The 12,809-nt window shown below is 52.7% G+C and carries 13 protein-coding genes; 2 read left to right on the plus strand and 11 right to left on the minus strand.

Annotated elements, in window-relative coordinates; all coding sequences use genetic code 11:
- Positions 1-4: 4 nt before the first annotated feature.
- The 11 genes from ACOT1A_RS10010 to ACOT1A_RS10060 all read right to left on the minus strand — a co-directional run bounded on the left by ACOT1A_RS10010 (position 5) and on the right by ACOT1A_RS10060 (position 11,104).
- Positions 5-754 (minus strand): hypothetical protein, encoded by a 750-nt coding sequence (locus ACOT1A_RS10010; protein WP_126314410.1) that lies wholly within the window; start codon positions 752-754, stop codon positions 5-7.
- Positions 751-2,847 carry a peptidase domain-containing ABC transporter gene (locus ACOT1A_RS10015; protein WP_032626638.1) on the minus strand — a complete coding sequence of 699 codons (2,097 nt, stop codon included), beginning with the start codon at positions 2,845-2,847 and terminating at the stop codon, positions 751-753. Before ACOT1A_RS10015 ends, ACOT1A_RS10010 begins: the two co-directional genes overlap by 4 nt.
- 67 nt (positions 2,848-2,914) lie before the next feature.
- Positions 2,915-3,100 carry a hypothetical protein gene (locus ACOT1A_RS10020; RefSeq protein ID WP_001196016.1) on the minus strand — a complete coding sequence of 62 codons (186 nt, stop codon included), beginning with the start codon at positions 3,098-3,100 and terminating at the stop codon, positions 2,915-2,917.
- 23 nt (positions 3,101-3,123) lie between these two features.
- A complete protein-coding gene (locus ACOT1A_RS10025) occupies positions 3,124-3,318 on the minus strand; it encodes a hypothetical protein (RefSeq protein ID WP_022646586.1) in 195 nt (64 codons plus the stop codon).
- Positions 3,319-3,391: 73 nt separating this feature from the next.
- Positions 3,392-4,045 (minus strand): hypothetical protein, encoded by a 654-nt coding sequence (locus ACOT1A_RS10030; protein WP_006812468.1) that lies wholly within the window; start codon positions 4,043-4,045, stop codon positions 3,392-3,394.
- Positions 4,046-4,051: 6 nt separating this feature from the next.
- Complete coding sequence (locus ACOT1A_RS10035; protein WP_022646584.1) at positions 4,052-5,650, minus strand: hypothetical protein; 1,599 nt, start codon at positions 5,648-5,650, stop codon at positions 4,052-4,054.
- Positions 5,628-8,222: a CS1-pili formation C-terminal domain-containing protein gene (locus ACOT1A_RS10040; RefSeq protein WP_276169985.1), complete on the minus strand. Its 2,595-nt coding sequence runs from the start codon at positions 8,220-8,222 to the stop codon at positions 5,628-5,630. Before ACOT1A_RS10040 ends, ACOT1A_RS10035 begins: the two co-directional genes overlap by 23 nt.
- Before the next feature lie 6 nt (positions 8,223-8,228).
- Positions 8,229-8,906, minus strand: a complete 678-nt coding sequence (locus tag ACOT1A_RS10045) for a fimbria/pilus periplasmic chaperone (RefSeq protein WP_022646582.1) — start codon at positions 8,904-8,906, stop codon at positions 8,229-8,231.
- Positions 8,907-8,951: 45 nt separating this feature from the next.
- Complete coding sequence (locus tag ACOT1A_RS10050; RefSeq protein ID WP_003860995.1) at positions 8,952-9,575, minus strand: common pilus major fimbrillin subunit EcpA; 624 nt, start codon at positions 9,573-9,575, stop codon at positions 8,952-8,954.
- A gap of 227 nt (positions 9,576-9,802) precedes the next feature.
- Complete coding sequence (locus ACOT1A_RS10055; RefSeq protein WP_022646581.1) at positions 9,803-10,273, minus strand: hypothetical protein; 471 nt, start codon at positions 10,271-10,273, stop codon at positions 9,803-9,805.
- 18 nt (positions 10,274-10,291) lie between these two features.
- Positions 10,292-11,104 carry a winged helix-turn-helix domain-containing protein gene (locus ACOT1A_RS10060; RefSeq protein ID WP_022646580.1) on the minus strand — a complete coding sequence of 271 codons (813 nt, stop codon included), beginning with the start codon at positions 11,102-11,104 and terminating at the stop codon, positions 10,292-10,294.
- Between the two features lie 374 nt (positions 11,105-11,478).
- Here ACOT1A_RS10060 and ACOT1A_RS10065 point away from each other — a divergent pair, with 374 nt between their 5' ends.
- Complete coding sequence (locus ACOT1A_RS10065) at positions 11,479-12,063, plus strand: fimbrial protein (protein ID WP_276169984.1); 585 nt, start codon at positions 11,479-11,481, stop codon at positions 12,061-12,063.
- 52 nt (positions 12,064-12,115) lie between these two features.
- Positions 12,116-12,808 carry a fimbrial biogenesis chaperone gene (locus ACOT1A_RS10070; protein WP_058646781.1) on the plus strand — a complete coding sequence of 231 codons (693 nt, stop codon included), beginning with the start codon at positions 12,116-12,118 and terminating at the stop codon, positions 12,806-12,808.
- Position 12,809: the final 1 nt, after the last annotated feature.

Raw genomic sequence — 12,809 nt, forward strand, 5'->3', positions numbered from 1 at the left:
TATGTCATCCATGATAAATCACTGAAAGATCGTCCCATCCACTCCAGAGCGTGGGGGTTTTGCGCAGCGCGTTCAGCGTGTCGGCGGCGGCCAGACGGTAATCCTCTGGCGCATACGCCTGGCTCTCCAGCCCAAACTCTGCCGCGTGCAGCGAACAGACCGGCAGCAGCGTTCGGACGCTGTAGCCATAACGCGATAAAAACCGCGTGGAGACGTCCGTTAACCACGCCTTGCGATCGCCTGCCTGAATTGGGAACAGTGGCGCATCCGGCAGGCGTTCATCCATCAGCAGCACCGTCACCAGGCGCTGAGGGGCGAAAAACGAGCCGGCGCGCCGTCCGTCGTGTGCGGCCATCAGCTTGTGCAGCGCAGGGTGACAGGTAATAAACTGAAAGCGCACATCATCTGGCGCGGTGGCGAGCAGCGCATCCATAATCAGGCCAAAGCCCGCCCAGCGCATGCCCAGAAGCAGGGTGCGAGGCGAACTGTGAAACCCCTGATCCTGCGTCCACTGCGCCACGTACGCATGCAGATCGAAGCGAACGTTGCGCGCCCACAGCGCGGGCGGGAAGATCTGCTCCACGAAGTTAAACCCGCTCAGCTCATGGGCGTTCTGATGCAGAAAATCAGCCGGCACATCGGCCTCCGGGCAGGGCATAAACTGGCTGTAGTTTTGCGCAATCCGGTTTGCCATTAAGGTGCGTCCTGCCTGGCGCGCGCAGAGTCGGGCATAGAGACGCGGCAGAAACATCATTGCTCGCTCTCCCGCAGGGTGCCGTTTTCCATGGTATAGAGACGCCCCTGGCAGCCCACCACGTCCGGCGAGTGGGTAACAAATACCAGGCCAATCCCCAGGCTACGCAGGTTCGCCAGCACCTTTTGCGCGGTGGTCTTATCAAGGTTCGCCGTCACTTCGTCGCAGAGCAGTAGCTTAGGCTGGCTGTACAGGGCGCGCGCCAGGACCAGACGCTGCATCTCCCCGGCCGAGAAAAAGGTGTTCCCCGGCAGCATCTCCGTTTCGTAACCGTGCGGCAGACGGGCGACGACGTGGTCCACTTCCGCCAGCCGACACGCGGCGATGACCTGCTCTTTATCCGGCGCGCTGTCAAAGCAGGCGATGTTGTCCAGAATCGAGCCGGTGAAGAGAATATCGTCTGCATGGACAATGCGGATGTGCTGGCGCAGCGAGGAAAGATCGCACTCTTCAATGGGGATCTTATTGATCCGCAGCGTGCCAGACGATGACAGCAACATGCCGGAGATCAGACGCAGCAGCGTGGTTTTTCCCGACCCGCTCTGGCCCACAATCACCGCCTCTTCGCCCTGCTTCAGGGTCATGTTGATATGCTGTAGCGTGGCCTCCCGGCCTGGATAAGCAAATGAGACATCCTCAAATTGCAGACAGACCGGCGAGGTGACAATCCGCTTCCCAAACTGGCTGGTTTCAGAGGGGGCAAACAGCAGGTCGCCCACGCGATCCAGCGGCCCCTTAAGGGCATTTTTGTCCAGCAGCTTCTGCGCCACCTGCACCATGGCATCGGAAAAATAGCGCTTATAGCTGATATAGGCGTACAGCATCCCGATACTCATCTGCCCTTCCAGGATCAGCCACGCGCCAAAGCAGACCACCAGCAGCTGCTCGGCATTGATCACCAGCAGCGAAGCCACGTCAAAGCGGGCCAGCAGCCGCTCTTTACGCATCAGCCCGGCGATGTGTTCGCGCTGGGATTTGTCCATCACCGCATCCCGGGCCTGCTCCATATTGTTCGCCTTGAGCGTAATGATCCCTTTCTGTGTCTCTACCAGCAGAGATTCATACTGGGCGGTACGCTCGATGGAGTCATCCACCGCGCGTTGATAGGGGCCGATCAGCGAAAAGCGGATCAGGAAAAACACACCCATCAGCAGCATCGTCAGCAGCGCAATTTTGACGTTATACAGCAGCATAAACAGCAGGCTGGTGACGGCGATCAGGCTGGAAAAGAGAATTTGCACGTAACCATTGCTGATGAACTCCGCGCAGGCGTGGAGCGATTTTTCAATAGCCAGCACGATGCCCGGCGGGCGCGAGCGGAACCAGCTGGTCTGGGTGCGCAGCATGTAGTGGCGCACGGACTGGCTTAAATCGTCATAGGCAATGTTACGCATCAGGATCTCAAGCAGCTGCTTGAGGAATTTACCGATGACTTCAAAGATAAAGACGATAGCGAAGATCGCGGTGAGCAGGATCACCAGATCGCTGTCGCTGCGGGAAATGGCCTCATCCATAATCAGCTGCACGTAGGTGGGGCTCGCCAGCATGGTGATGAGAGTAAAAATACAGAGCACAAACAGCAGCAGCTGGCGCTGGAACAGGCTCGGAGATTTATTGGCTAACCGGCCAAGCGTGAGCTTTTCATCCGGGGATTTCTTTTCGAAACACGGCGTGGGCTTAAGCTCAAGCACATACCCGGAAAACAGTTTTTCTGCCTCTTTCAGGCGGTAACGACGCACGCCGCTGGCCGGGTCGTGAACGGTCACGCTGCGGCTGTCGATCTTCACGATGACCACGAAATGGTTGCCGCGCCAGAAGGCGATGAGCGGCAGCTCAGACGTTTCTATTTCAGTGATTTCGCCTTTAAGCACCCGGCCAGACATATTTTTATCGCTGGCAAGGGTCAACAATTCCGCCATTGAGGTTCCCGCATCGGCGGAAACGGAAATCTCCCGGCGCAGCTGGCTGACGGAGACATGGTGGTCATAGTGCCCCAACACCATCGCCAGGCAGGCCAGTCCACATTCGGTAAATTCATGCTGGCGAATAACAGGGGTCTTACCCTGTTTTTTATACTGAAAGAGCGAAAACATAATGATCCGTGGCTGAAATAAAAAAATGGCCCGGCAATGCGGGCCATGCGTACAACGTGCTTCTCGCTTAAGCGCTGAAGAAACCGCCGATGAAGCCGCCCACCAGGCCGAATACGCCGCCGATGGTGCCGCCCAGCGCGCCTAACATCTGGCTGCCCGCGTTATAGCCCGCGCTTGCGCCCTGAATAGCGGCAGCAAACGGATCCCAACCACCGATGATGGCCTGTGCTTTTTTGAAATCGATAACTTGCATGATACTTTTCCTGTAAACGTGAATTAGTTGTAGCTACCAACCAGCGCGCCCAGGAAGCCCATTGCGCCACCCAGAACTCCGCCAACCACACCGCCAACCATGCCCATGATGCTGGCGCCAGTGTCGTAACCCAGCTGTGCACCTTTAACCAGACCAGCGAACGGGTTTAACGCGCCGCCAATAATGTCTTTCGCTTCTACGAATGAAATCGCTTTCATTTTTATCTCCTGTAGTGATGGATCTTTAGCATGATGCTAAAGGCTAATTTCCTTTTATGAAGGAAAGCGGTTGCTACGGGCAGGTGGTCAGCGGAATGATTTTATTGCCATAAATAATCATTCGTCTTGCAGCCTGCCCGGCATTATCTATTTCCAGCCGTTGCCCCGGAGGAATATATTTTGAATTATTGTATTGCGTACTGCACCCGACCGAGGAAACATATTTAAAATAGGTATTCCCGGTATTACTCACCACCCCGTTGCTAAACGCATAATCAAAATGTCGTGTCCATGGACGGACAATCAAAATAGCCTCAAGCGAGACCACCACATCCGACTGGATGCGCTGGCCTTTGCGCGTGATGACCTTTGCCTGGAGCGGCGTCTCGGTGAATTTTACGCGATAGTATCGCTCTTTGTTGTCATGCGGGCCGGTATAGTAAAATTTAAAACCCGCGCGCTCACCGCTCCCCAGCGTTAATTGCTTAGGCGAATACATGACTTCGCCGTCTTTTATTTCGGTTTCTTTTCCCTTCTCTTTAGGAACGTCTACCTGAATAAGCGAAACGGTATAATTCTGACGTTCGCTGGTATCGTTTTTTATCGGCTGAAAAACAACTTCTCTTTCGGGAAGAAAATCAATATTCAGACTTTCGATAATTAAAGCATTTGCCCCTGTGGAAATGAAGCAATTTATTGCAAAAATAGCCAGGAATTTTCCAGTCATGGTTGATTAATTCCAGGATGCGCTAACATCTATTCTTCCCTGCGCGGTCACTTCGCCAAACCAGCTATTTCCGTCATAGGTGGTCTTCGATACCGGATTATCCATAACGAACTGGAGGATCAGCGGTGTTTTCCAGAGCCACATATCGGTCACGCCGGAACTCATTTTGTCCCACTCTTCCGCATGGGTGGCTGGCGCCGGGATCGACAGTACCTCGCCTTTACAGTTATGCGCCATGCGCGTCTGGCTTTTCCCCACCAGCACGTTGCCCGGAATGGGAACCGTAAAGCCGTTGCCGCTGAAGGCGCAGTAGTCCACCCCATTCAGGCTTTGAGTAGGCCCGGTGACTTTTACCGTGACCGCAATCGCCGCATCTTTTTGCGCCCCGCTGTAGGTGATGGTGTAGGGGATCTCAATGGGTGTTTCGCCGATGGCGCCTTTCCCGGAGCCGCCCAGACCGTCAGGATCGAGGGCGTAATCCGGGTTGTCGGGCGTAATCTCCAGCCCCGGCTGAATAGGGTTAATCACCAGGCCGCCCCCCGGCTGGAAGCAGAAATCCGCCGCCAGCGAGCTGTTGCCGGGCGTCAGGCACAGGCTGACGATATTGCCAATGCTGCTGCCGTCCCCCGCTTGCGCCACGCTCAGAATTAACGCTTTCGGCAAAAATATTTTAAGGTACGCTTTGCCGCCGTTTTTCTGCGGCGCCGCGAGGAAGGTGTTTGCCAGGACACGCGTATCACTCAGGATACCGCCGGAGATACTGTACCAGGTGTTTTCATCGAAGGTCAGCTCGGCGGCAAGCCCGGTGCCGCCGTTCATGTGCGATTGCAGCACGCTGTTGACGCGGGAAGAGGTGAGCGCCAGCCCCCCGTTGTAACCGGAGATATCTTCCCCAACAAACGTGTATTCAAGCAGGTCGCACAGCACGCCAGAGATCGTGTTGCGGGTGTATTTGGTGCAGGTGGCCCCTGTTGATCCATCGACAATCGTCACCTCGCCGCTGATCGGGTCAATCCCCAGGTTGAGCGCCCTGGAGTTGGTCATGGTCAGCGTGCCCACCTTGTGAAGCGTATTGGTGGTGGTCACTTTGTTGATGGAGCTGATTTGCGGCGTGGAGGTAATGGTCACTTCATCCCCTGGCGCGGCGTTGAGCAGATAGTTAAAGAACGGATCGCCCAGGACCCAGCGCCCGTATGACGTGCCGGGCTCCATCACCGGCGGCTTAACCACCATCGACGTATCGGTATAGCGGGTCGTCGGGGTGTACCCCGTGTTGCCGCAGGACGAGGAACACGCCGTCCCTTTAAAGAACGGAGAGGCGCTGGAACCGGTCACCGAAAAGTCGATGGTCAGCGCGCTGCCTGCCGGACCGCTGTAGCTGTTGTCCGGGATGTAAGTGGCGATACCGTTATTCGTTTTCGCGCTCAGCGTCGGCCACTCACGCGAACCGTGTAAAAACGCGGTCGAGGTGCTGTTCAGACTAAACAGCCCCGCGCTGTTTCCCGTACCGTTATTGTCCGGATTATTAATGGCGAAATAGGGCAGCTCCTGCGCATGGGCCACCGCGCTCATCAGCAGCAAATTAAGAGCGAATATCTTTTTCATCGTCACGTTCCTGCGTTCCTTTTGCTTCCTGCCAGACGAAATCGCCTTTGTCGCAGGAGATGTCCCCGAGCCACAGCGCACCGCGGTTAGACTCAATGTCCAGGCGCACTTCGCAGACGCTGTCGTCCGGCGTGGCGATACTCAGGACAGGGTTGTTCTTATCAACGTCGATCACGAAGCGTCCGTCGTTCTCCGTCCGGGTCAGCCCAACGTGGTTTTTGATCTGCGTGGCGCCAATCGGATTGCCGTTTGCATCCACAAGGCGGCCAAACAGGGTGACGATTTTCTTCACCTGCGGCTTCATCACCACGGTATTGCCCGGATAAACCGTGATATGGCGACGCGCATTCGCGCCAATCTCATAGCTTTCCGTACCGGTTTCACTGTTCATCACTTCCAGGTCATAAGCCTGGTATGCCGGCAGCGACAGCCAGGTTTTATCCCCTTTGATGCGTTCTGCCCGGCCGTTAAGCTTCAGGGTCAGCGCTTCATCAGATTTGAGACCGGTACTGACAATCACCCCTGCGCTTTCGGTGCCTTTCCCGGCGGCGATGGCCTCTTTGGACCAGCCCACGCTGCCGTCACTGGTCAGCGTGGAGTTCCATCCTTTACTCATGCCGCTCTGGACGCTGAGGATGTTGCTGTTCCACGGCGTGTCGAAGTTCACGCTGCCGCCGCCGCTTACGCTGCGATCCTGGCGGCTGTTAAAGGCTTTCGAGACGTTGGCGGTGGCCGATTTCAGGTAATCGCCTTCAAACTGGCGGCTGGCGCTGACGTTCAGCGCCGTGCCGGTATCGCGATTGTGGGAAACGCCAACCGACACGGTATTTCCGAGCGGTATGGCGAAATCGAGCATCACGTAGCGATCTTTCTCTTCGTAATACCCGTCGTATTTGTTGCGCGACATCCCCACCCGCAGGCGCGCTGTACCGTAGCGACCGGCGTATAACCCCTGGGAGTAGTCCAGCTGATAGCGTTTATAGCGATAGAGGTCGTCCTCCTGACGCATCAGACTCAGGTTGCCCGCTGAGGGCAGGCCGAACGACGGCAGGCTAAAGGAGGCGCCCCAGGTGTTGCCCTTGCTCTCATAGATATCGAGGAACTTGCCGCTGGAGAGCTGTTCATGGGAGTACCAGACCGAACCCATCTGCCACGGCAGGCTGAGATTCGCGCCGTAGTTGGCGCGGTACGTTCCGTCGGAGGCGGCCATGGTCTGGGTATTCACCGAGAAATAGCCCGTCAGGTTCAGGGAGGCCCACAGCTCGCTGACGATGTGTTCCCGCATCATGTAGGTGGAGGCGTTCCAGTCGACCATCCCGCTGCGCTTGCTGAACGAGGCCCCCACCAGCGACATGGTGTCTTTATGTTTGGTGTCGTAATCGTAGTAGTAGGTGTTGTCCTGCTCGTTTTTGTGTTTCGCGTATTTTTTATAATTGACGACGGATTTATCGCGGCTATACATCCCGCCCCACATCTGCCAGCGCAGTGTTTCCGACACGTTGCTGGAGAACGGCTTATTCACGGTGTACATGCTACGCGACACGGTGCGGCTTCCGCTCACCACCTCAACTTCGATGCTGTAGATCCCGTAGGGCAGGCTGCTGGTGTCAATTTCATGGTTGCCGACGTCAAAGCGCTGAATCCCGATAAGCTGCCCGTCACGACGAATACGGGCCTCGCCCGCCGTGGGGAAATAGACCACCACAGGCGTCAGAGAGAGCGTGTTATCGCGCTTACGGGAGTTGGCCTGGTTGCCCATGGAAACGCCGTAGACTTCACCGCCGGAAATCCCGCTGACGCTCGCCAGAGACTGCATCGCCCAGCCGTTCAGCATGCCCGCGGCGTAGCGCATCCCCTGATAGTCGCGCTCCCACATAACCGCGTTCATCTGGGTATCGCTGCTGCTCTCGTTGACGTAGCCAGAGCCGTCGATCAGCACATGATCAACGCCCATTGAGATCCAGTTTCTTGCGTTCAGATAGCCCGACGACCAGCTATCACCGTAGCCGCTCTCGGTGTGATACGCCCCGAGGTTGTAGGAGAACGTGCCGCTCAGGTCGTCAGACTCCGGCGCATCAATGTCCACCTCACGCGGGCGAATATTCACCCCGTAGTCGCTCTGCGACAGATTCAGCAACAGGCGCATTTTTTTCTGATCCAGCTCGAACGCGGACCCCGTACTTACCGGAATGCGCATCTGGTCATCAAACTGCTTGTCGTTAATGCTTTGCAATAACGTTCTCATCTCTTTTGACAGACGAATGCCGTTATCAGACTCCTGGACCTGAACGTCCCTCAGCCCCAGCTTCAGATCTTTTGCAAAGAGCGTCACGTCACCGATACGAACATATTCGCTCGCCGTGCCTTCGTGGTTCCCTTGTTGTGCTGAGTGTGGACGCGTATTCACCAGATAGACGGGAATTTTGATCCCCTGCTCCAGCAGTGCATAAAGCGAGTCGGGAAAACGGTAATTAGCGATAACCACGGAGCTTGAGGCTGCATGCGCAAGCGCGGGCAGCGTGCCGGATGCGCAAGCCATCATCACCGGCAACACTAATTTATTTTTCACCATGCATCCTTACTTAACAGGTATGAACTGTTTCAGGTCCCATATTCCGAGATGAAAATGGTTATCCGTAACGTTGATATCCTCGATAGCGCGCGAGGTATCCGGCATCAGGTAGAAGTTTTTGGTACACGGCGTAGTCGGTGATTCCGGATTCGGCTTCAGGCAGGTTCCGGTCGCATTGACGCGAAAAGCGGTGTTCCCTTTATTGGTTATTTTTCCCGCCACATAGACGAAGTCGATCTTCTTATCACGGGGCTGAACCACCAGAATGGTGCTCACCACCGCGCGCGTCATCCCGGTACCGTTTTTTGGTGAACCGCTGTCCACCTCTTCGCTCACCCCTTCATCAGTGAAGGTAATGCGGTAGTAACGCTCTTTGTTATCGGCGTTCCCGTGATAGTAAAATTTGACAATATTGCTGGTACCGGCGGGCATTACCATGCGCGTGGGCGTCAGCAACAGCTCGTCCACTTTCTCCGGATTAATGACGATCCCTTCATCCATTGGGCTACTGATCCGCTGTGCGCGAACAGAAACAATACGCACGCTGTCTGCTTCGTTTTTTATTTCCTTGGCGGTGGAGTCAGCATCCGCAGGAATAATGGTGGTGACTTTTCCCACATTAATGGCCAGCGCGGAGGAAGAGATAAATAATAAAAATAAGAAGGCGGATTTGAGGTTAAACATGCTATTTCCCTAAACAGGGGCTTGCGCCCCTGGATCGATCAGGCCTTAGCCCCAGGTTGCGCGGAACGCAACAGATACGGTCCCTTCCCACAGGCTGTTGGTCAGGTCTTTGAACTCTTTCGCAGTACCCGCGTTGTCCTGAGCGGAGTCAACGTAGAAGACGAATTTGTCCTGGCCGGTAATTTCGGTATCTGCCGCCGCGCCTGCGCTGGTGGTCAGGTTCCACAGGCCAGAAGAGACGCCGGTGTTAGAAGAAGAATCAACCAGCGTGGTCCATGCGGTTGATTTCGCCCCCACGGTGCCACCAATAGAGCCCAGGTCGTTACCGCCCCAACGCGCACCCACTTTCAGCTTGGTCGCTTCACCGCCCACGCTGAACAGCGTGTTGTTTGAATCGTCGAGGATAGCTTCGAGTTTGAAGCTGGTCGCCGTAGAGTGATCGCCACGGATAGCCACATCAAACAGACCGGTATCGGTGTTGAAAGATTTGGTATTGGCGCTGTAAACGAAGTTCAAAGCACGCGTTGGCGTAACAACCAGGTCGGATTCGCTGTCTTTGGTCGCGGTTGCCTGCCAGGTGGCAGAAGCCGTCGTTTCTGCTGCATTAACTGCGCTCAGGGCAGAAACAGACAACAGGGAGCCCAGAACGATAGCGTTCAGTTTGTTCATTTATTTAGTCCTTCAAAAAAGAATCCACGTGTATAAAAAGGGGAGCCCCTTTTTCGAGGCGGAGTATAGACAGCCGCAAAATAACGAGGCAATACAGAAAAATTCACTCGCCGGAGAATAACAATAAAAATATAAATAAATTTCTCGTATCTTATTGTTACGTATTGAGTAAATCACTCAATTTCCCGAGCAATAGATAAATATCGATTTTTCAGTAAAGAGAAATATCAGGACGTCGGAACAGCCACACACATCATTACAGGCAAAACCAGCCCCTTAATTAACCAGGCGTGCGGTTTAACGCGGGTAATATAGAAGAAGTTGATATTATCAAGTAACATTTCGTTTACAACGCCATCCGGTGCCGCATCATCTTCAGATTTATTCAGCTTTTTATCCTTAATATAAAAGATATTGCTTCCGTCGACTTTTTCCACGCTGAGCGTGTAATTTCTGTCAATCAGGTAGCTTTTGCCCTCTTTCTTGAGTACGCCTTTATGAATAACCGTCACAACATCTTTGTTGTTAAACAGGAAAAGCGTGGTTAGCGACATATCGGTTAACTCACCCGTGGAATAGGTTTTCCAGGAAATGGTATCTGACTGGCAGCCAAACCCCTCATCCTGCGTTCTGGTAAAATAGATCCACAACAACGCGATGGCAGACAGCGCCAGTACGATACTGAACAGTACACTCATTTTAGTCCTTGACATATTTTAACTCCCGGTCAGGCTTCTGTAAGAAATGCAGTTCTTATAATCGTCGATACTGTCCTGCTGATAACAGATGGCCAGGAAATAATTTTCTATCTGCGACTTTTTAAACCTGGAATAGTAAGCATCTGCAACCTGGTGTTGACAGTCGATATGTTGACTGGCAATGACCTCTTTTACGTGATTAAAGTAGTGCTGTCGCGGCTGATACATATTCTTATCGATCAGGTATACCGTACACCGGTCCACTTTACCGAGCAGATGCATATCAGAATCTTTCAGGCTCTCGGCATAGGAATCCCTTTGGTGCAACAGTAAAACAGCGGTGCCGATAACGGTAATCAGTAATAACGTGCAAAGAGAAATAAAGAGTCTGTGCAGCGATATTAATTGTTTAGGCGGATCGGCATCTTTCTTATGCGCTAGCGTATCGAATGCTTCAGAGGCAGATTGTTCACTAAGCGTTGAAACAACCGGCGGCCTGACCGTGTGATGTTCAATATGCGCGGCAAGGCTAAATCCCTTGCCACGTATCGTTTTTATCAGTAAAGGATCGCATCCTAAAGTACGAAATGCTTTTCTGATTTCACTTATGGCAACATTCAGACTCACCGAAGAACCAGAGAAACCATGATCCTCCCAGACCTTCTTTATCAGGTCGTCTCTGTCGAGAGTTTTACCATTATTGATGATAAGTTCATAAAGCAGACGACCCGCCTGGTTAGATAACTTAATGGATGACTCTTCCTCTCCATTAATCATGATCATACCGGTGTCGACTTCATAAAGCATTGTAAGATCAATGAGATACTTCATATTATTATTACGCCATTGTTAAAATTATGTGCATTTGCCAGGCAATAATAAGTCTAAAGTTTGTGTGGTCAAGTCGCGTGATATTAATTGAGAGATGAATTCATAAAGCTTCATTAATTAACAATTATTAAATCATTAATAAAAATATTCGAACTAACGCATTTAGGTTAAAACATTAAAAAAAACTAACTCGCAAGATTATAATCTTAAACTTTAGAAGTTGTTGGAATAATGTTTTGTTATGTACTTTTTTAGTGCAACATAATATCGTCAAAGCATTCTCCCGAGTCGCCATGCGTCTAGCCGGTACATCAGGGACATGTGTAGCCGATTAACATTCATTTTAAATAACACAAATCTTCATGGAGTTTATCATGTTCAAATCGATCATGACCGTATCACTGTTGGCCGCCGCTATTGCTTCTACCAGTGCAGTTGCCGCAGACAATTCAGCGGGTGGTATCATTAACTTTACCGGCGCTATTACCGATACAACCTGTACCATTAACGGCGGTAAAAGCGCGGACTTTACCGTTGCGCTTTCCCCTATTTCGGTAAAAGATGCAGGCACCACGGTTGGCCTGATCACTAAGAATAAAAAATCTATTGCGCTGACGTTCTCAGGTTGTTCACCAGCAGCCGGAACAACCGGTACCCCGCTGAAAGTGTATTTCTCCAGCGCGGATAATATTTCCACTGACGGTAAATACCTGCTGAATAACAGCGTGAACGAAAGCGATGCCAGTGTGGCACGTAATGTCGGTTTTGCGTTAGTGGAGCCAGGTTCGTCTACGCCAATTACCCTGAACCAGCCTTACACTACGGATATTATGGGTACAGCGACCGCGCCAGATTCCGAGACGCTGACGCTGGATGTTTATTACTATAAACCGAACGCCGCTGCCGCCACCGTGGGCGAGTTAAGCTCCAACGTAACGTATACCATTTCCTACCTGTAATAATGATTATACAGGCTCTGTTTTCGCAGAGCCTGTATTTAAGGTTGCAATCATGCGCAAGACAATTTTGCTGGCAGGCTTACTGCTAAGCACCGGTCACTCATGGGCCAATATTGTCATTAATGGCACCCGTGTCCTTTATCCTGAAAATAACAAAGAGGTGATCGTCCAGTTAATGAATACGGGCGATGCGCCCGCTCTGGTGCAATCCTGGATAGATGACGGTGATATTAATTCCACGCCGGAAACAGCCAATGTGCCGTTTCTGCTGTCGCCGCCGGTGATAAAAGTTAACGAACATAATGGCCAACAGCTTCGTATTAAAAAGCTGCCGTCCAGCTTGCCTGCGGATCGCGAATCCGTCTTTTTCCTGAATGTCCTCGACATTCCGCCCAGACCTGAAAATCTGCAAAATCAGAATACCGTTCAGCTGGCGATTAAATCCCGTATCAAACTTTTTTACCGGCCCGCTGCGCTGAAAGGCACGCTGGATGACGCGGTGGCGAAACTGACGCTCGCCGCCGAAGGCGATCGCTTTCGCATTACAAATAACAGTCCGTTCCATATTACGGTCGCCAATATTTCGCTGGGTAAAACGAAATTGCTCCAGGAGTCCCCGATGGTTTCCCCGTTTGGGCAGCTGACGGTCGCCGCAAAAAATACGGTTAAGCGCGGACAGACCTTCCAGCTGATGTATGTGGACGATCTTGGCGCGTATAAAACCCGGACTTTCACCAGTCAGTGAT

It is taken from the genome of Enterobacter cloacae complex sp. SYL003 (assembly GCF_049236925.1).
Lineage (GTDB): Bacteria > Pseudomonadota > Gammaproteobacteria > Enterobacterales > Enterobacteriaceae > Enterobacter > Enterobacter intestinihominis.

Coding starts and splice junctions, on each gene's coding strand:
- ACOT1A_RS10010 (WP_126314410.1), bottom strand. CDS start 754: ATGATGTTTCTGCCGCGTCTCTATGCCCGACTCTGCGCGCGCCAGGCA.
- ACOT1A_RS10015 (WP_032626638.1), bottom strand. CDS start 2,847: ATGTTTTCGCTCTTTCAGTATAAAAAACAGGGTAAGACCCCTGTTATT.
- ACOT1A_RS10020 (WP_001196016.1), bottom strand. CDS start 3,100: ATGCAAGTTATCGATTTCAAAAAAGCACAGGCCATCATCGGTGGTTGG.
- ACOT1A_RS10025 (WP_022646586.1), bottom strand. CDS start 3,318: ATGAAAGCGATTTCATTCGTAGAAGCGAAAGACATTATTGGCGGCGCG.
- ACOT1A_RS10030 (WP_006812468.1), bottom strand. CDS start 4,045: ATGACTGGAAAATTCCTGGCTATTTTTGCAATAAATTGCTTCATTTCC.
- ACOT1A_RS10035 (WP_022646584.1), bottom strand. CDS start 5,650: ATGAAAAAGATATTCGCTCTTAATTTGCTGCTGATGAGCGCGGTGGCC.
- ACOT1A_RS10040 (WP_276169985.1), bottom strand. CDS start 8,222: ATGGTGAAAAATAAATTAGTGTTGCCGGTGATGATGGCTTGCGCATCC.
- ACOT1A_RS10045 (WP_022646582.1), bottom strand. CDS start 8,906: ATGTTTAACCTCAAATCCGCCTTCTTATTTTTATTATTTATCTCTTCC.
- ACOT1A_RS10050 (WP_003860995.1), bottom strand. CDS start 9,575: ATGAACAAACTGAACGCTATCGTTCTGGGCTCCCTGTTGTCTGTTTCT.
- ACOT1A_RS10055 (WP_022646581.1), bottom strand. CDS start 10,273: ATGAGTGTACTGTTCAGTATCGTACTGGCGCTGTCTGCCATCGCGTTG.
- ACOT1A_RS10060 (WP_022646580.1), bottom strand. CDS start 11,104: ATGAAGTATCTCATTGATCTTACAATGCTTTATGAAGTCGACACCGGT.
- ACOT1A_RS10065 (WP_276169984.1), top strand. CDS start 11,479: ATGTTCAAATCGATCATGACCGTATCACTGTTGGCCGCCGCTATTGCT.
- ACOT1A_RS10070 (WP_058646781.1), top strand. CDS start 12,116: ATGCGCAAGACAATTTTGCTGGCAGGCTTACTGCTAAGCACCGGTCAC.